At 64.0% G+C, this 17,969-nt stretch carries 16 protein-coding genes and 1 riboswitch; of the genes, 2 read left to right on the top strand and 14 right to left on the bottom strand.

Annotation, left to right across the window (positions count from 1 at the left end; genetic code table 11):
* Positions 1-34 precede the first annotated feature (34 nt).
* Complete coding sequence (locus IRI77_RS24410) at positions 35-1,195, top strand: Fic family protein (protein ID WP_194447613.1); 1,161 nt, start codon at positions 35-37, stop codon at positions 1,193-1,195.
* Here the strand turns inward: IRI77_RS24410 and IRI77_RS24405 are convergent.
* From IRI77_RS24405 to IRI77_RS24385, 5 genes are all read right to left on the bottom strand, one after another.
* Complete coding sequence (locus tag IRI77_RS24405; RefSeq protein ID WP_194447612.1) at positions 1,131-2,318, bottom strand: DNA glycosylase AlkZ-like family protein; 1,188 nt, start codon at positions 2,316-2,318, stop codon at positions 1,131-1,133. The two genes, IRI77_RS24410 and IRI77_RS24405, sit on opposite strands and share 65 nt — an antisense overlap.
* Complete coding sequence (locus IRI77_RS24400) at positions 2,299-2,733, bottom strand: VOC family protein (protein WP_194447611.1); 435 nt, start codon at positions 2,731-2,733, stop codon at positions 2,299-2,301. Before IRI77_RS24400 ends, IRI77_RS24405 begins: the two co-directional genes overlap by 20 nt.
* A 78-nt stretch (positions 2,734-2,811) precedes the next feature.
* Positions 2,812-3,489, bottom strand: a complete 678-nt coding sequence (locus tag IRI77_RS24395; RefSeq protein ID WP_194447610.1) for a hypothetical protein — start codon at positions 3,487-3,489, stop codon at positions 2,812-2,814.
* 223 nt (positions 3,490-3,712) lie between these two features.
* Entirely contained in the window at positions 3,713-4,882 is a 1,170-nt protein-coding gene (locus tag IRI77_RS24390) for an ImmA/IrrE family metallo-endopeptidase (RefSeq protein WP_228486295.1), read from the bottom strand.
* Between the two features lie 68 nt (positions 4,883-4,950).
* On the bottom strand, positions 4,951-5,253 hold the full coding sequence (locus tag IRI77_RS24385; protein ID WP_194447609.1) for a type II toxin-antitoxin system HigB family toxin: 303 nt from the start codon (positions 5,251-5,253) through the stop codon (positions 4,951-4,953).
* Positions 5,254-5,442: 189 nt separating this feature from the next.
* Positions 5,443-5,659: riboswitch (cobalamin riboswitch) on the top strand.
* A gap of 36 nt (positions 5,660-5,695) precedes the next feature.
* On the opposite strand from IRI77_RS24385, the gene IRI77_RS24380 reads away from it, so the two are divergent.
* Positions 5,696-8,101 (top strand): TonB-dependent receptor, encoded by a 2,406-nt coding sequence (locus IRI77_RS24380; protein WP_194447608.1) that lies wholly within the window; start codon positions 5,696-5,698, stop codon positions 8,099-8,101.
* A gap of 9 nt (positions 8,102-8,110) precedes the next feature.
* Here the strand turns inward: IRI77_RS24380 and IRI77_RS24375 are convergent, their stop codons facing one another.
* The 9 genes from IRI77_RS24375 to IRI77_RS24335 all read right to left on the bottom strand — a co-directional run bounded on the left by IRI77_RS24375 (position 8,111) and on the right by IRI77_RS24335 (position 17,967).
* The gene (locus IRI77_RS24375) at positions 8,111-9,223 is read right to left on the bottom strand and encodes a mandelate racemase/muconate lactonizing enzyme family protein (RefSeq protein ID WP_194447607.1); all 1,113 of its coding nucleotides are present in this window, start codon (positions 9,221-9,223) and stop codon (positions 8,111-8,113) included.
* A 114-nt stretch (positions 9,224-9,337) separates the two neighbouring features.
* Entirely contained in the window at positions 9,338-10,261 is a 924-nt protein-coding gene (locus IRI77_RS24370) for a hypothetical protein (RefSeq protein WP_194447606.1), read from the bottom strand.
* Positions 10,262-10,494: 233 nt separating this feature from the next.
* Positions 10,495-12,417, bottom strand: coding sequence for an acetoacetate--CoA ligase (locus tag IRI77_RS24365; RefSeq protein ID WP_194447605.1), 1,923 nt, complete (start codon positions 12,415-12,417; stop codon positions 10,495-10,497).
* Complete coding sequence (gene fahA / locus IRI77_RS24360; RefSeq protein WP_194447604.1) at positions 12,414-13,601, bottom strand: fumarylacetoacetase; 1,188 nt, start codon at positions 13,599-13,601, stop codon at positions 12,414-12,416. The genes IRI77_RS24365 and fahA overlap by 4 nt, the downstream gene beginning before the upstream one ends.
* The gene (locus IRI77_RS24355) at positions 13,579-14,346 is read right to left on the bottom strand and encodes a hypothetical protein (protein ID WP_194447603.1); all 768 of its coding nucleotides are present in this window, start codon (positions 14,344-14,346) and stop codon (positions 13,579-13,581) included. The genes fahA and IRI77_RS24355 overlap by 23 nt, the downstream gene beginning before the upstream one ends.
* Entirely contained in the window at positions 14,333-15,256 is a 924-nt protein-coding gene (locus IRI77_RS24350; RefSeq protein ID WP_194447602.1) for a TlpA family protein disulfide reductase, read from the bottom strand. Before IRI77_RS24350 ends, IRI77_RS24355 begins: the two co-directional genes overlap by 14 nt.
* A gap of 8 nt (positions 15,257-15,264) precedes the next feature.
* On the bottom strand, positions 15,265-16,026 hold the full coding sequence (locus IRI77_RS24345; RefSeq protein WP_194447601.1) for an SDR family NAD(P)-dependent oxidoreductase: 762 nt from the start codon (positions 16,024-16,026) through the stop codon (positions 15,265-15,267).
* Positions 16,023-17,051, bottom strand: a complete 1,029-nt coding sequence (locus IRI77_RS24340; protein ID WP_194447600.1) for a sugar phosphate isomerase/epimerase family protein — start codon at positions 17,049-17,051, stop codon at positions 16,023-16,025. The genes IRI77_RS24345 and IRI77_RS24340 overlap by 4 nt, the downstream gene beginning before the upstream one ends.
* A gap of 7 nt (positions 17,052-17,058) precedes the next feature.
* Positions 17,059-17,967 (bottom strand): polysaccharide deacetylase family protein, encoded by a 909-nt coding sequence (locus IRI77_RS24335; protein WP_194447599.1) that lies wholly within the window; start codon positions 17,965-17,967, stop codon positions 17,059-17,061.
* Between the last annotated feature and the right edge of the window lie 2 nt (positions 17,968-17,969).

Below are 17,969 nucleotides of genomic sequence, written 5' to 3'. Positions count from 1 at the left end.
TTAGGTGATACAATCGACGCAAGGATTGCGTTGAATGTACCTGTGGCAGCGGACCGAGTGGCCGAAGTTCCTGTGGCGGGCCGATTACCTGTCGGAGTTGCTGGCCGGAGTGCGGCACCGGCAGGGGCGGCTGCTGGGGCAGATGGAGGCGCTCGGGTTTCCCTCCCGGCAGGAGGCCGTGCTGCGGACTTTGACAGACGACGTCCTCAAAAGCAGTGAGATCGAGGGTGAGCGTCTGGACCTGGAGCAGGTTCGCTCTTCCATCGCGCGGCGTCTGGGCGTGGACATCGGGGCATTGAAACCGGCGGACCGCCATGTGGAGGGCGTCGTCGAGATGATGCTGGACGCGACCGGCCGGTATGACCAGCCGTTGACGCGCGAGCGGTTGTTCGACTGGCATGCGGCTCTGTTCCCGACGGGCCGCAGCGGCATCACCAGGATCCGGGTGGGCGCGTGGCGGGACGATGCGACGGGTCCGATGGAGGTGGTCTCCGGGCCGATGGGCAAGGAGCACGTCCACTTCGAGGCTCCTCCGGCGGAGCGGCTGGACGAGGAGATGGCGCGGTTCCTGGAGTGGTTTGAGGCGGGTCCGGCGATGGATCCGGTGCTGAAGGCGGGCCTGGCGCACCTGTGGTTTGTGACCGTGCACCCGTTTGACGACGGCAATGGTCGCATTGCGCGAGCGGTGGCGGACCTGATGCTGGCACGGTCAGAAGGCAGCGGGCAGCGGTTCTACAGTATGTCCGCCGAGATCCGGCAGGAGCGCGCGGCGTACTACCAGATTCTGGAAGAGACGCAGCGGGGGCCTTTGGATGTGACTCCGTGGTTGGAGTGGTTCCTGCGAACGCTGGACCGGGCGATTGCCGGCGCGCACGGAACGCTGGGCAACGTGCTGCAGCAGGCGCACTTCTGGGATTCCATCGCGCAGGTTCCGCTGAACGAGCGGCAGCGGCTGGTGCTGAAGAAGATGCTGGGCGGGTTTGAGGGCAAGCTGACGACTTCGAAGTACGCCAAGCTGGCCAAGTGCTCGCACGACACGGCGTTACGAGATATTGCGGCACTGGTGGAGAGCGGGGCGCTGGTGCGGGGTCCGGAGGGCGGGCGCAGCACCAGCTACCATCTGGCGGGCATCAGCGACCAGCCTGGCGGAGCGCTTCGATCCGCGGCATGCGGCTCTTCGGGCTATCGAGACTGAACGACCGGGCGTCGCCGAGCTGGGTGCGCACGTACTCTTCCGTCCGAGCCACTGCCTTTTCCAACTCTTTGTTCTTTGGAATGAACGAGGTCCAGGCGATGGACTCGGTCGAGGGGTCGTACTCCCAGAGGCCGACGAGGCGGCCGCGGTCGAAGATGGCGTGGCTGGGCAGTTCCATCAACAAGCCGCCGCGGCTGGTGCTCTGGAGCAGCGGGTTGGCCGCGTCGGCGGGGTCGAGCAGGCTTTGCAGGTCGCGGCGCAGCAGGCTGAGACCGTCGATGGAGCTGGTGAGGACGTAGTGGGCCTGTTTGGGGACCTGGAAGGATTCAAACGCATCGCGGTCTTCGGCCAGGATCAGTTTGTCACCCTCGAGCTTCTCGAGTTTCAGGGCGGCGAGGGAGGCCTTGGTGTCCCTGCCATTGAGGGCGGTAAACCATTGCAACTCGGCCTGGGTGGCTGGGCCGATCCACTGGAAGTAGCGGCGGGCGAGCTCGATGTGGACCTCTTCCGTGGTCATCTTCGACTTGGCGAGGGGGTTGGGACGCCAGAGGGTGTAGCGGTAGCGCTGCTGGTCGAGACGGCCGTTGGTGGGGATGCGGCGGATGTCGCCGGTGGTTTGAAGCTGGCCTAGGGCGAGCGGCAAGGTGGTGGTGAGGCCCTTCTTCTTGCCTTCCTCGCCGAGGCTGCGGGAGGCGTTGCCGGTGGCGGCCCGGATCTCGTCCGGCTCCATGGGCCCCTTGGCCAGGGCGTCGATCACGGCGGCGCAGAGCTTGTCGATTTCCTTCTCCGTCACGCCGAGCTTCGCGGCTGTCTTCAATTCGGCGCCGCCGAAGCTGGCTCCGGCCTGAAGGGCGAAGGCGAAATCGGAAGCGGGGACGACGTAAGTGCAGCCGCGAGCGCACGGCAGTTCGTGGATCTCGAGCTGGGTGACAGCTTTGTCGGCTGCTTCGCGGGTGATGCCGGCGCGGGACAGCAGGGTCAAGTAGGGACCCACGCCGGCGACGGAGCGGGCCCAACCACTCTGGGCCAGGACGTCGGCGGGTGCGGCGTTGGCCATGCGGCCATCGAGGGCCTGGCGGTGCGACCACCAGGCCCGAAGTTTCTCATTTAGAGGGGACTTCATAGGCTTCCTTGGGCTGGGTCATGCTGAACCAGTTGCCCGAATTGTCTTTGACCAGCGCTTCGATGCCGTAGAACCGTTCCGTGGGCGGCTGCACGAATTCGACGCCTTTGGCTTTGAGCTCCTCGTAGGTCTGCTGGCAGTTGGCCGTCTTGAAGACGCCCCCGCTGAGCACGCCCTTCTTCACTAGAGACCTCAGTGTATCCGAAGTTTCCTTGTCCATCATGGGGGTGGGCGTGGTGGGCATGAGGATGATCTGGAGGTCGGGCTGGCCCTTGGGTCCGATGGTGAGCCAGCGGAAACCGTTGTCCATTTTGGCGTCCATGCGGACCTCAAAGCCGAGTTTGTTGATGTAGAAGTCGTACGCCTCGTCCTGATCGAGAACGTAGATGGTAACGTGCGAAAGCCGTTGAATCATGGATACTGCCTCCCGAAGCATAGATTGCCATGGGTGGAGGTGGAGGTGCTTCTCGGATCTTGCGGTTGTGGGGCGGACTCAGCGGGCGGCCGGCCCCGGCAGAGTGCCGGGCGTGCCCGCCAGGGCGGCGGGGAGCTGGTCGATCTGGAGCTGGACCCACTTCTGCTTGCCTTGGTAGTAACCGTCCCAATCGGAGCGATTGCCATACTTCACGAAGGACGCGATGTTTCCCTTGAAGCTGCGGAGCGCCATCTCGCCCATGCTATTGACCGGTGCATATTCGGGGATTTCGAGCAGGTTTGACGCGTAGCGGGCCGCGTCGCCGCGAAAGGGGATCGTCTCGAGGATCGACTTTATCTGGCGATAGCCGTCGAGAAGGCTGCGCCGGTCGGAGATGAGGCTGGCGAGCTCGCGGCGATCCCCAAAGGTGGACCCGTCCGCGAAGATCGCCGCATTGAGATGGGCTGCGCAGAGAGAGTCGACGGGCCCATTGGCCGGCATCCGCCGGCTGAACGAAGCGGAGGGCTTCACCAGGGCCTGGCCGTCCGGTCCCACTTGCAGGGCGGAATCGAAGCGGATCTGATTGGCGATGCCCGCAGCGGAATCCTGTGGACCCGGGATGTTGATCACGAAGGCCGTGAGACCCTGGGCGCAATCGTTCTTCAGGAGGAAATCGAAAGTGACAGGTGCCGGGCGGGCAGGGCCGCTGCGAGAGGCAGCCTCCGCGGCGGCACGGGGATCCGCTGGTGTCGCCACTGGAGTGAGGCGCAGGCTGATGCAGGCGAGTGGATCGGGAGCTGGACGAGGTTGGGCCTGGAGGAGTAGGCCGGGGCATAGAGCAGTGCAGCTTGCAAGATGGAGACGGGCAAGGCCATGGCCAAATCCTCTGCAGCCGGAAATTTGGTGTCAGCTCATTATGGGCGCAAAACGGCGCGCGGCGCAGGCGGAAATAAATCGGCTTAAATTTATCTGGCGGACTTCAATTCCGAGAGGAACCGGAATCCAGGTGCTGCCTTACCTGCCTATTGCCGACCATTTGGGAAAGGAGGTGGAAGTTGCGCCGTTCTTTGCGCACCCGCCCCGCAACGATGGCGGGATGGATTCCGAGTTCCTGCGCGAGACTCACAACATTCATAAGAGTCGGCCGCTCGGCCGCAGCGCTGCATTGCCAGAGGTCTGGGGGAATCAACATATCCGCGGCCCATCGATCGGCTTCAGCCTCTGCACGATTGGTAGAACCATCCGAAGAGCCGTCCAGACTGAGGTCATCGATGAAAAGATCATTTTTGTCGCGCAGGTGCAGGGCGATATGGGCGAGTTCGTGGAACAGACAAAACCAGAAGTTGTCGAGCCGATCGAACCTCAGGGTGACAGCAATGACCGGCGTCCCATTGGGCAGGAGCATCGCCGCCCCATCCAGATACGTCCGGGGCAAATGGCCAGTGTGGATCAAGTGAATCCCGTGGCGCTCAAGGTATTCCTTTGCCCGTTGAGGGCCCGCGGAAGAGGCGCTCAGCTTCGCCAGTTTCCGCGCCCATGGCTCAGTGACAACGCCGGGCCGGTACTTTGCGGGGAGCGACCTGGCTTGAGCGGTAGCGATTACCTGGTAACACCAGGCTTTGAGTGCAAAGCGGTCTGTCTTAGCGTTCTGCCGGCTGGTAACGCCCTTACGATATAGGGCCTCCGGAACGGCATCCAGGCCACCCGCCCTTTCAATAAGGTCCCGCATCAGAACTTCGGCTTGCGCTTTCCAGCCTGGACCTGTCCGACGGCTTGCGTCGAACCAACCGGCTTTCACCATCGCGGCGATGGGGAAGCGTGTCCAGTCGGCAGCCGTGCCGGTGCTGGGCGAAGCGGCGGCAGTTTCCTGCAACAGAACCTCCGCAGGGATGCCGAGGTGGCGATGAAGCGCGCGGATCATCTGGAGCGTGAGCCCACGTTTGCCGGACATCACTTCGGACACTTTGGCGCGGCTACCGAGGAGCGGCACAAGATCGCGGCTTGTCTGATTGGCCTGTTCCAGGCGGAATCGGACGGCGGCGACGGGATCCGGCTTCTCGATGGGAAAGTGCCGCTTCTCATACCACTCCACGAGAGTCGCGAGGAGATCCAGTTCGTCCGCTTCGGGCGTGCCCGGCCGGGCGTCCATGAGACTGTCGATTCGGGCGAGGGCTGCTTCGTAGTCCTGCTCTGACCGGATCGGGCGAATTGTTTCAGTCATATGGTCTCCGCATCGATCTCGTCATATTGTTCGTGGGTCCCTATAAACCGCACGAATACAATCTCGACGGCGTAGTTGATCCTGACGACCAGGCGATATTTGTTTCCGCCAATATTGAAGACGACTCTACTCTCCTTCAGGATGCTTGCGTTGCGGTACTGAGCCTTGACGGCGGCGGGATTGGACCAGGTTGCGCATTTCGCTTCGTGGTACCAAGCCTGCAACGGGGCTTTCGAATCCGCATGCTTCGAATCGCTCTCCCAGAACTCGCGAAGAGTCCGCAACGCGATCACTCTCACGGGAGACGGAGTCCTGATCCCATAAATCTATTCCAGTACTATGCTCCCAAACTGGTAGCATATACCAAACTGAGCTCAATCGGAACCGTGTGGCAGCTCCGCGGATCCTTCGGGGCTGGTCGGCTTTAGTGGGCTTTCACACGGACCCGGTTACTTTCAGTTTGACTGGAAGGCAAAACGGACGGGATAATCTGAATACGACTGGCCGGCTGGCGTCAACAACCAGCCGCGTAAGAGGGAACCCGGTGAGAATCCGGGACTGCCCCGCAGCGGTAAGTGAGAACGAGCTCCGCAGTTTGGCACTGAGCGCCCCCGGGCACTTGGGAAGCCGCGGATCGTAGGAAAGCCCGGAGTCATCCGGGACATGCTCACAAGTCCGAAGACCTGCCGTCGGGCCGGAAACGTTTCCGGCATCTCCAAGTAGCTCTCGAGGGAGGAGCGCATGTTTCGCGTTCTTACATTTTCCTTTCTGACGGCGTTGTGTGTCTGCGCACAGCCGTCTCGTACCCAAACCCTGTCGGGCCGCGTGCTCGATCCATCCGCCGCGGCTGTGCCCGGCGCCACCGTCCGGCTCTACAACCGCGATAGTTCGTTCCTGCGGACGGCGGTCGCCGACGGGCAGGGCTCCTTCCGGATGGAGGAGGTCCCGGCCGGCGAGTTCCTGCTGGAAGGCCGGACCGGCGGGCTGGACCAGGCCAGCGCCGTGAACATCACCGTCGAACCAGGGAAAGACCTGGCGGTCGATTTGAAGCTGGAGATTCGCGGGCTGGCGTCGCGCGTGCTGGTGACGGCCACCGCGAATCCGGTGTCGACTTCGGAGTCCGGCAAGGCGATGGATGTGGTGGATTCAGGCGAGATGGCGCGGCGGCAGGTCATCACCTTTTCGGAAGCCATCAAGCTGACAGCCGGGCTGCGTGTGCAGCAGTTGGGCGGACCGGGTTCATTTACGCGCATTCTTACACGGGGCCTGCGCGCGGCGGATACGGGTGTCCTGATCGACGGCATGCGGCTGCGCGACGCAGCCAGCGTGCAGGGTGATGCGACGGCGTTTCTCGGCGACCTGCAGTTGATTGGGACCGACCGGATTGAGGTGCTGCGCGGGTTGGGTTCGTCGCTGTATGGGACGAATGCCACGGCGGGCGTGATCAACCTGGTGACGGACCAGGGCGGCGGCGCGCTGCGCGGCGAAGTGACGGGCGAAGGCGGCGGCCTGGGCCTGTTTCGCGGCATGGCTCGCGTAGCCGGCGGCCTGAAGCACGACAAGTTCCAATACAGCGCCGGGCTGGCCGAACTAAACGTGAACGGCGGCATCGACGGAATCGAAAATGTCCGCAACACCAGCGGGATGGGCTACGCGTTGTGGCGCCCTTCGGCCAACACTTCGCTCTCCGGCCGCGTGTGGGGCACCTCGGCGAATGTAGGGATCAACTCAACTCCGCAGGCAGCTCCGGCGGCGAACCTGCCATCCTCCACCGTGATTCCAGCGATTCCGCTGGCGGCCGACCAGGCGCGTCTGGCGGATCAAGGCAAGCCGTTCTCGTGGGGCAACGCCACGTTTGCCCCGAACCTTTATGATCCCGACAGCCGGCGCGTGGGCCTGGTGGTCTCCTCGTTATTGAGCTGGAACCAGCAGGTGTCGCCGCGGTTCAACTACCGGGTGAATTACCAGGCCGTGAACTCGGATCGCGACAACAGGAACGGTCCGGCGGGCTCGGGCTACCAATCGCCTTACAATTCGTCGAGCATCTTCGCCGGCCGGCTGGATACGATCCAGGCGCGGGCTGACTGGGTGCTGGCGAAATGGAACGTGCTGAGCGCCGGATATGAGTGGGAACGGGAGTTCTATGAGAACCCGTCGACCGACCAGAATCCGGATCCGGTGCAGCGCGTGGATGCCAAGGCCTCGGCCACGCAGCGCAGCCACTCGGCTTTCTTCACCGATCAGATCCGGATGTTGGGCGAGCGGCTGCAGGTGAACCTGAGCGGCCGGTTCCAGGGCTTCCAGCTCTCGCAGCCGGTGTTCACGGGTGGCACTCCGCTGTACCAGGGGGCCACATTTGCGGCGCCTCCGAATGCGTACACGGGCGATGTGGCGGTGAGCTACTTCGTGCCGGCGAGCTCGACGAAGCTGCGCGCGCACGCGGGCAACGGGTTCCGGTCGCCGACGTTGTATGAGCGGCTGGGCTCGTCGTTCTACTTCGGAGCCTTCAGCCCGCTGGGCGATCCACGGCTGCGGCCGGAGCGGACGGTGTCGAGCGACTTCGGCGTGGATCAATACTTCGCGAACTCGAAGTATCGCGTGAGCGCCTCGTACTTCTACACACGGCTGCAGGAGGTGATCGGCTACGCCGGCCTTGTGAACGACCCGTATGGCCGCTACGGCGGCTATGTGAATATGGGCGGCGGGTTGGCACGCGGCGTGGAAGTGTCGGGCGAGGCCCGGCCGTACCGCAGCCTGACCCTGTCGTCGTCCTATACCTACACGAATGCGGACGAACGGAAGAGCGGAGTGATCGGCGGTTCGCTGCGGTCGATCCGTGTATTCCCGCAGATGTTCACGGCGGTGGCTACGCAGCAGGTGTCGAAGCGCACGCAGGTGACGCTGAGCTTCCTGGGCGCGAGCGACTACATCTCGGGTTCGTTCTTCGTGGGCAGCGGCAACCGGCCGTATCAGTTCGACGGGCCGCGGAAGCTGGACTTGGCCGTGAGCTACACGCTGCCGCTGAGCGAGCGGACGTCGTTGCGGTTCTTCACACGAGCGGAGAATCTGACGAACCAGCGCTACTTCGAGGACGGGTTCCGGACCCCCGGCATCTGGGCGACGGGCGGCTTGAAGCTGTCGTTCTAGGCCAGCCCGCTATTCTCCGTACCTGGGATCGATTTCGATGCCAAGTCCGGGGCCGGTGGGCAGCGTGATGAAGCCCTTTTCGGGCACGAGCGGCGTCTTGAGAATGCGTTTGCCGCCGGGTTCCATGATGAACTCCTGCGAATAGCGGCAGACGGGTGTGGACGCCACCATGTGTAAGCAGGCCGCCAGGCCGATGTTGTGCGAGGTATCGTGCGGCGTATAGCCGAGACCCGCCGCATCGGCCATGGCGGCAATTTTTTTGCACTCGCTGACGCCGCCGGCCTTGGTGACGTCGGCCTGGACCATGTCGACGGCTCCGGCCTCGATGATCTTCTGGAAGTCGTAGCGCGTGTGGTCCTGTTCGCCGCCGGCGATGAAGAGGTCGAGCGCGGCGTTGACGCGCGCGGTGGCAGCATAGTCAGTGAACGGCACGGGTTCCTCGAACCAGAACACGTCGTATTTCTCGAGCATGCGTCCGATCTGGATGGCGCGCGGCACGCTGTAGCCCGAGTTGGCGTCGACCATGAACTCGGGTTTGGGCCCGATGGCGGAACGCACTTCGCGCACCATGTCGTGATCGGGGTATTTGGGATCGGCGTCGAAGCCGTGGCGGGCGGCGATCTTGATCTTGGTGGCGGTGAAGCCGCCCTGGATGGCGGCGGCGCAGAGCTTGGCCTGGTCGACGGGGGCGCGGTCGCGGCTGGTGTAGCTGGCGTACATGCGGATGCGGTCGCGCACGGCTCCGCCTAAGAGCGTGGAAACGGGCACCCCGAGGGCTTTGCCGACCACGTCGTGGAGCGCGATGTCGACGGCGGAGATGGCCATGGACGCCGATTGACCGCGGGTCTTGTAGAGGCCGATGTAGAGCTTCTGCCAGATCTCTTCGATGTGAAACGCGTCCATGCCGAGGATGAGCGGCTTGATCATCCCGACGAAGGTGACATTGAGCGGTCCGTTGGAGGGGCTTGGCTCGCCCACGCCGGTGACTCCGCCGTTGGTGTAGAGGCGGTAGAAGATGTAGCCGTCGGCGTTGACTGCTTTGAGGTCGGTGATTTTGAGGGGTGGCAGGCCTTTGAGGAGAGGCGACAGGCCAAGGGCGCCAAGGAAGGCTCTACGTTTCATGCGTGAACATGATGTCACAGACAGGGATGGCCAGGGGACGCCCGGTGAAAGGCGCCCCTGGCCGTCGGGTGGGGAGATTCCGAAGGAGTGGATTGTAACGGAATCTCGCCAAGCCTAGAACGGGTTGCCGTAGAGGTTCTGGAAGAGGATTACGGGCGCGGTCTGGCCGGCGGCCCAGGTGAAGGAGTAAGTGGTGCTGAGCGGCAGTTGGACGCTGTTGACGTACAGTCCCCGGATTTGCGAGTTCGGGTCCTCAGCCACTGTGTAGGCGCCGGCGGCGAGGCCGCAGATATTGAGGAAGCCGTTATCGTCGGTGAAATAAGCATTCACCACGCCGAGCGGATCTGTGACGTTGAACAACCAGCCGGTGCCGATGCCGGTGTGGCCGTCGACGAACTGCAGTTGCTTTTCGACGCTCAGGCAGAAAGTGGCGGAGTCGTTCTTCGCCTTGAAGTTATCCGACTTGGACGCGGAAGGCATGAAGCCATGGAAGCAGCCGTTGCCGCACGGGTTGTCGACGAGGTTGGGGTCGCCGACGAAGCTGGTCACCGGGGTGGCCCACACCTTATAGGCGCCGCCGTTGTTGGGTGTCTGGGCGAAGTCAGTGGGGCAAGTGGCATTGGCAAGGCGGATGGTGATGGCGCCGAGTTCGGGATGATCCTGATCGAGGCCGATGGGGTGAACGGGTCCGCCAACACCGGTATAGGCAACGATGACGCCATTCTGGACGCGGAATCTCCGGTTCGCGACGATGTCGGTGCTGAGCAGGGTCTTGCCGCTAGGGTCAGTGACCTGGAAGTAGTACTCACCATTGTCCAGACCCGCGGCATGAGCCGGGGCGTTGGGGCCGGGGCCGCCATCCAAAAAGACTGCGCAGGTGGAGGAATATTGATTGTGGTTCACGGCGGTACCGTCGCCCAGCGTGGTGAAAATTGCTCCGCTGGAGGCCTTTGGCTGAGCTTTCACGGGGACGGAAAAGATGACCAATCCGGCAAGAATCAAAGCCGTGGTGAGCGTGAACGTCTTAACGTGTTTCATGTTTATTTGACTTCCGTTCTAATGAGCGAATCCTAATGGGAGGGAATTCGTTGGAGGGACTGTGGCGCGGGCACACGCACTTTGGCGCAAGGTTCCGACACGCAGCGGCGACGACTTCCTCCTCCGCAATGACCACTTAAGGTCCAAGCTACGGATTCAATTCTAGAAGTACTAGAACTAAAGGACCAGCAGCAGAACGCCGTAGTTACCGGCTGCAAATGCCGTGGCTGGAATTAAGGTTTCCTGACGAAAGGAAGCGAAATAAAATTGACTAAACATTCAGGATTGGCCAGCGCGGAGGTGTTCTTCACGGGCCTTCCCTGGATGGTTTCGCGGACGGCAACTTCGCTCAGCTTGCCGCTGACGGTGCGGGGTAAGTCGCTGACGGGAAAGATGTGGCGGGGGACGTGGTGGGGGCTGGCTCCGGTGCGGATTTGACGGCAGAGGCGGTCTTTGAGGTCGGGGGTGAGCTCGACACCGGGGCGAAGCTTCACGAAAAGGGCAATCTCTACGTCATTGTCGATGGGAAGGCCGATGACGAGGGATTCGAGGACCTCATCGACGAGTTCGACCTGGCGGTAGATCTCAGCGGTACCAATGCGGACGCCGCCAGGATTGAGGGTCGTATCGGAGCGTCCGGAGATGATGACGCCGCCGCGCGGAGTGATTTCCGCCCAGTCGCCATGGCACCAGACTCCGGGGAAGCGCTCGAAGTAGGCGGCCCGGTATTTGGCTTCGCCGGGGTCGTTCCAGAAGTAGAGCGGCATGGAGGGGAATGGCGGGTGGCAGACGAGTTCGCCCTTTTCACCGATGACAGGTTGGCCTTCCTGATTAAACACTTCGACGTGCATGCCGAGGCCGCGCACCTGGATTTCACCGCGATAAACCGGGCCGACCGGGTTGCCGAGGGCGAAGCAGGAGACGATGTCGGTGCCGCCGGAGATGGAGGAGACCTGGATGTCGGGGTGGACGTGGGAGTAGATGTACTCCCAGCTTTCAAAGGGCAGCGGCGAGCCGGTGGAGAGAACGGTACGGAGGGCCGAGAGGTCGTGGGTGGAGCGCGGCGAGGAGCCGGCCTTCTGCATCAGCATGAGGTACTTCGCGCTGGTGCCGAAGATGGTGACACGGCTGGCGGCCGCCATGTCCCATAGGACGTCCTGGCGCGGATAGACGGGCGAACCGTCGTAGAGGACGATGCAGGCTCCGGTGGCCAGGACGCCCACAAGCCAGTTCCACATCATCCAGCCGCAGGTGGTGTGGTAGAAGACGCGGTCGTTCGGCTTCACATCAGTGTGGAGGACGTGCTCCTTCAGGTGCTGGACGAGCGTGCCGCCGGCTCCGTGGACCATGCACTTGGGAAGGCCGGTGGTGCCGGACGAGAAGAGGATATACAGCGGGTGCTCGAACGGAAGTTGAGCGAAGGTCAGTGGCTTGGGTGGGTAGAAGAGGATCTCATCCTGCCAGCGGATGGCATGCGGGATCGCACTGAGATCGGGGTGGAGATCGTCGAGCGTGACCACGATGGTCAGTTTGAGGGTGGGCAGGCCTTTGGCGATCTCGGCCAGCCGGCCGAGGGTGTCGAGACGCTTGCCGTTGTATTGCACGCCGTCGGCCGCGATGAGGACTTTGGGTTCGATCTGGCTGAAGCGATCGAGCACGCCCTGTACGCCGAAGTCGGGGGAGCAGGAGGACCAGATGGCGCCCAGGCTGGCCGTGGCGAGCATGGCGATGACGGTCTCGGGGATGTTGGGGAGCCAGGCGGCGACGCGGTCGCCAGTGCGGACTCCGGAGGCGTAGAGCGCCTGGGCGACGCGGGAGACCTGCTGGTGGAGTTCGTGATGCGTGAACGTGCGGAGGCGGCCGCTCTCGTTCCAGGCGATGATGGCGGGCGAGTCGTCGTTGTAGCGGAGGAGGTTCTCGGCGAAGTTCAGGCGCGCTCCGGGGAACCAGGTGACCTGGTGGACGCCTTCGGCGGGTTCGGTCACGGCGGTGTAGGGGTGGGAGGCTTTCACGCCGCAGAAGCGCCAGATCGCGGTCCAGAATTCGTCGCGATTCTCGACGGACCAGCGCCAAAGGGAGTCGTAATCGCGGTGGCCGGCCATGAAGCGATCGAGGTTGGTCTGCGCGACGCGGCGCATGGAAGGACGCCAGATCATGCGGGCACCACCTGGCCCGTGACGTCGCCAAGTCCAATGCGGTAGCCGGCGCCCTGGCACCAGCCGCGGAGGGTGACGGTGTCGCCGTCTTCCAGGAAGGTGCGGGTCTCGCCGGTATCCAGCGTGAGGGGCCGCGTGCCGTTCCAGGCGAGTTCCAGGAGAGAACCGTAGGAGTCCGGCGTGGGGCCGCTGATGGTGCCGGAGCCGCAGAGGTCGCCCGGACGGACCGGTGCTCCGTTGGAGGTGAGGTGCTGGAGCTGCTGGCTCATCGACCAGTACATATGGCGGAAATTGGTGCGGGCGAGGCAGGTGGCGCGGGGCGCGGAGGCGGGCTGGAGCCAGACTTCGAGGTGGAGGTCGTAGTTGCGGGGCTCCGGTGTTTGCAGGTGCGGCAGGGGCTCGGGCTGCTGCGCGGGTCCGTCGACGCGGAAGGGTTCCAGCGCATCGAGGGTGACGACCCAGGGCGAGATGGAGGTGAGGAAGCTCTTGGCCAGGAAGGGGCCCAGGGGCTGATACTCCCAGCGCTGGATGTCGCGGGCGGACCAGTCGTTGAGGAGGACGAGGCCGAAGATGTCTGTGTGGGAGCCCAGGAAGAAGCCGGTTTCGAGCTCGATGTCGAGGCGGCGGCAGGGCGCGTAAACGGCGGTCTGGTTGTCGGCGGTCAGTTGGCCCTTGGGGCGGCGGACGGGCGTGCCGCTGAGGGCGATGGTGCCGCTTTTGCCGTGATAGCCGATGGGCAGCCAACGCCAGTTGGGCAGCAGGGGATTCGCGGGATCGCGGAACATGCTGCCGACGTTGGTGGCGTGTTCGAGCGAGGAGTAGAAGTCGACATAGTCGCCGATGCGGGCGGGCAGGAGGAGTTCGACCTCGGCGCTGCGGTGGAGGGCAGAGCCGGGGTGGTCGCGGAGCTCCGGATTGCCGGCGTTGAGGAGCCAGGAGATTTTCGCGCGCAGGTCGCGCCAGGCGGCCGGCCCCTGGGCCATCAGGTCATTGAGGGAATCGCCTTCGAGCAGGCCGAGTTCGGCGAGGTCGAGCACGTGATCGCCGATGGCCACGCCGGGGCGCGGATCGCCGGGCCTGGGGGCGAAGATTCCGAACGGCAGATTCTGGAGCGGGAACGGATGGTCTGGCGGCGTGGGGACCCAGCTCGTCAGGGTGGGGTCATTCGGATGGTAAGAAGCCATGGCGTTCCAGGTGCTCGATTGGTTCCAGAAAGCTGCAGGACCCGAAGCTGATGACGAACTTGCGGCGCAGCGTGACGATCTCATCGAGAGTAAACGAGAATGGGCCCGCGTGGAAGTGGGTGTCGGTGAACTGGAAGTCGCCCCAGCTCGCGGCGGCGATGAAGCCGGCCAGGTTCGTCTCACCGGAGTAGGCGGCAAACGCCGCGGCGAAGACGTTGAGGAAGCCGTGCAGGCGGGCGCCGACTTGGGGATCGTCGTGGGGCACGGGGCCGTGCAGGCCGGCGGTGAATTTGATGGGCAGGGCTCGGCGGGCCGCTTCGAGCAGGAAGCTCTCCACTGCGTCGGGCGGCGGAATGGTGTCGGGGGTGAGCCCGCCCGTGCGCAGCTTGACGCCTCCGGCGGTGGGGAAGTGGTTGGTGAGCGAGCCGCGCCAGTCGATTTCGTGGAAGACGGGCAGCCCCGTGGAAGTGGAGAGGGATCCGGCGACTTCGAGGGCTTCGACCTGGGGAGGCAGGTCGGGCAGGTGGATGCCTTCGCCGCGGCAGATGAGCGCGATGCGGGCGGGCAGGGGTTCTGCCTGGGAAAGCAGGTCAAGCGGCAGCACGAAGCGGGCCAGCACGGAAGCCCGCGGGTGGCGGTGGTAGAAGTCGTAGTTGCCGAGCGCAGTGGGCAGATCGAGCCGCGCGGGCGGGAAGAGGCCCGCGTAGTCGAGGATGCCGTCAAGAAAGGCGTTAATCGCGGACATAGGGCAGGAGTTCCTCATAGCTCATCCTCCCGGGATGATAGAGGCGCACCATGCCGCGAGCGTCAATCACGGCCACGGTCGGCGTGGTACTGGCGCCCCAAAGCTTAAAGTTCTCTTCGCTGACCGGAACCGTGAGGCCCGGGATGTTCTTGTAGTAGCGCTGGCGGACTTCGTCGATGTACTTGATCTCCTCCGCGCGAGGCACTTCCATGCCGCCGGAGGCGTAGCCGTAAGGCTGGGTGGGTCCGATGACCGCCGTTTGCGGGTACTCGCGGGCGAGGCGGGCCACGACGCCGGCCATGGCCTTGCAGTCGGCGCACCAGTGGGCCCAGAAGAAGACGAGGACTTTGCGGCCTTTCAGGGAAGCCACGGCCGGCGGCTTGTCGCCCACATATTCGTGGACGTCGAGCACGGGGGCCGCGTGGCCCTTCAATGAGATCAGGTTCAGGTTCTTCTGGATGCGGGCGCGGATGGAGGTGGCGTGCCAGGCCTTCACTTCCTGCTGCAGGAACGCGACAGCTTCGGCCTTCTGGCCGCGGGCGTCGAGTACCAGGGCCTGCACTTCGATGGAGGCGCCCAGGGCGAGCGGCAGGGACGGCTCGGCATCCAACTGACGATGCTTGAGGGCTGCCAGGGCCAGCTTGCGGGCTTCGACGGCGTAGTGATCGGCCTGGTCGTAGTTCTTGGCGGCGAGGTAGCCGCGGCCTATCCAGGAGACGGCTTCGATGTAGGAGGGGGTGACGCCGGTGGCGGCGCGGTCGGCAGCCAGGGCTTTGAGGGCGGCCGCATAGTCCTTGACGTCGAGGGCGTCGCGCACTTCGCGGACGATGGGCGGTTTCTGGGCGTATACGGGCGGTAGCGCCACTTTCGTGATGATCATGAGGAAAAGGAGGGGTAGGGTTCGACGCATTCGGGCTCTCAGGTCAGCAGGAATCCGCCGTCGGCGACAACCACTTCGCCGGTCACATAAGAGGCCCGGTCGCTGGCCAGAAGTACGGCCAATTCCGCGATCTCTTCAGGCTGTCCCACGTGTTGGATGGGCTGGTCTTTGAAAAAGATTCGGCGGCGCTCCTCGTCCTTCCAGAAGAACTCGCTGAGCTTCGTCTGAATGAGGCCGGGCGCTATGGCATTGACACGGACACCTTTAGGGCCCAACTCCTGCGCATAGGACTTGGTCATCATGATGAGCGCGGCCTTGGTCATGGAGTAGAGCAGGCTTTCGAACTGCGGCTTGAGCCCGGCCACCGAAGCAATGTTGAGGATGGAGCCGCGGCCGCGTTCGCACATGCCCGGGGCGATGCTCCGGGTGAGGCGGAAGGTGGACTTCAGGTTCACTTCCACCATCTTGTCGAAAGCGGCTTCGTCGAGGCTGAGACACGGGCCTTGCGCGACGTTGGTGGCGGCGTTGTTGACGAGGATGTCGATGGGCCCGAGTTCCTGCTCGACCTTCGCGACTAGGGCCTTGAGGTCATTCGCGCGGCCGACGTGCGCGGCACAGGCGAGAACACCGGCTCCGATGGAGGCGGCGACGGCATCGAGGGTTTCCTGCTTGCGGCCGCAGATGGCGACCTTGGCGCCTTCGCGGTGGAATGCGGCGGCGATGGCGGCTCCGATGCCTCGGGAGCCGCCGGTGATCAGCGCGACCTTGCCGGCCAGGAGTCCCGCGGGCTGGCGACTCATAGCTTCAGGAATGCGCGGGTCCACTTCATGGAGGCTTCGAAGTCCTCGCGTTCGCGCGCGGCGACCTGGTCTTTGGCCGGCGCCGGGCGCGGAGTTTGCGGAGTTCCTTTGCCGGCCAGGTTGAGGAAGCGGGCGAAGTCGGCCGCGGGGATGCCGCGATAGCCTTCCCAGAATTCGGGTTTGCGCCAGGTGTAGGGCCGCGGGCCCGTGACGATGATCTCCAGCGACATGGACTTGCCGGGGCAGAGCTCGAGGAAGCGCTGCAGCAGCCCCTCGATGCCGATGTTGCCCTCGCCCATGCGCGTCCAGCTAACCTGGGTGCCGTTGTCGTCGTTCCAGAGGTAGCTGTCGCGGATGTGGCTGGTGAGGATGTAGGGCGCGAGGGTTTCGAGGGTGAAGTTGGGATCCTCCAGCACCCAGCAGGGGTTGCCGGAGTCGAAGCAGGCGCCGACCACATCCTTGCCTGCGCCTTCGATGAGCATGCGGAGCTCGCGGGCCTGCATGTCGCCGGCGTGGTTCTCGATGGCGATCTTCAGGTTGAGATCCTGCGCCTGCGAGCGGACGTTGCGCAGCACCTTGACGCTGTCCTCGATGCGGGCTTCGATGCCGCCGGGGGTTTTGCGGTCGGCAAACGTCCCCTGAAACGCGCGCACCAGCTTGGAATTGGTCAGCTTGGCGGCGCGCATCAGGCGGATGAGCTGTTCCTCGGCCGTGCCCTGTTTGGGATCGAAGGCGGTGGAGGTGGGACACATGGAGCGCATGCCGATCTCCACCTCGATGCCGAGTTTGGCCGCGTGTTCGCCCACTTTGCGCACGTGGTCGTCTTCCAGGGAGCCGAGGAAGCGGATCTCGGAAAAGTGCACGGTGCGCGCCCCGAATTTGGAGCAGTAGTCGAGATACTCGAAGGCGGACCAGTTCTGCGACCGCAGGCTGAACAGGTCCACTCCGAGTTTGGCTCCAGCAGGCGCGGCGGCCAGGGCGGCCGGCGCGGCAAGGGTCGTGGCGAGGAATTCGCGGCGCTGCATTTGGCTATTATCCGGCAAGTTCGCGATAAGTGAAGAGCCGAACGTTGTGCTTCGCGAGAAGATCCTTGGCTTCCTGGCTGGTCCAGAAGCGGAAATCTTCCCAGCGGTATTCCCAGGCGCCCGTGACAGCTCGGATTTCGGCATCGTCCTTGGCCAGGTGGATGATGAGCTTGGTGACGCCGGGCTTCAGTTCCGCGATGAGCTTGCGGTAGCTGGCGGTGCGTTCTTCCCAGCCTTTGCCGGGCACACCGGTCACCAGGCGGTCGAGCATCTTGTAGCCCGCGGCCGCCTTCTTGTTCAGCATGTCGACGGTGATGGGGTACTCCTTCATCTCCTTCTCGGCTTCGGGCGTGGGGCGCGGGAGCATGCAGGGGACGTTGAACTCCTTCGCGACCTTGGTATAGACCTCGAAGAAGTCGGGCCGCGCGAAGAGCGTGCCCATGTGCGTGTCGACGTGGGTGAACTGGATGCCGTATTCCTTCGCGCGGATGACCTGGGCGCGGAGTTCGGTTTCCACTTCGGCCGGCGTGGCGTGGGTGGCAGCGTTGCGGACGTCGCGCCAGATGTAGCCTTCGGGGTCGATGAGGCCCTTCACCTGATCGATGGGGGCGACGGGCCGCCAGCGGTAGTACTTCCACTCACTGGTGAGCGTGAGGTGGAGGCCGAGGTCCATTTTGGGGTTGGCCTTGGCCCAGGCGGCAAACTCCGACACCCACGGGCAGGGCATCATGATGCTGGCCGAACTGACGGAGCCCTTGGTGAGGGCTTCCACGGTGGCCATGTTCACGGAGTGGCACATTCCGGCATCGTCGGCGTGTACGATGAGGCGCTTTTCACCGGTCTGTGCGGAGAGCGAGGGAAGGGCGGATGACGCGGCCGAGGCGGCAGCCAGGGAGAGAAAACTTCTGCGTTGCATCA

It is taken from the genome of Paludibaculum fermentans (genome assembly GCF_015277775.1).
GTDB lineage: Bacteria > Acidobacteriota > Terriglobia > Bryobacterales > Bryobacteraceae > Paludibaculum > Paludibaculum fermentans.
The sequence above is the reverse complement of the archived record's forward strand: the minus strand, read 5'-3'. Positions and strand labels throughout refer to the sequence as shown.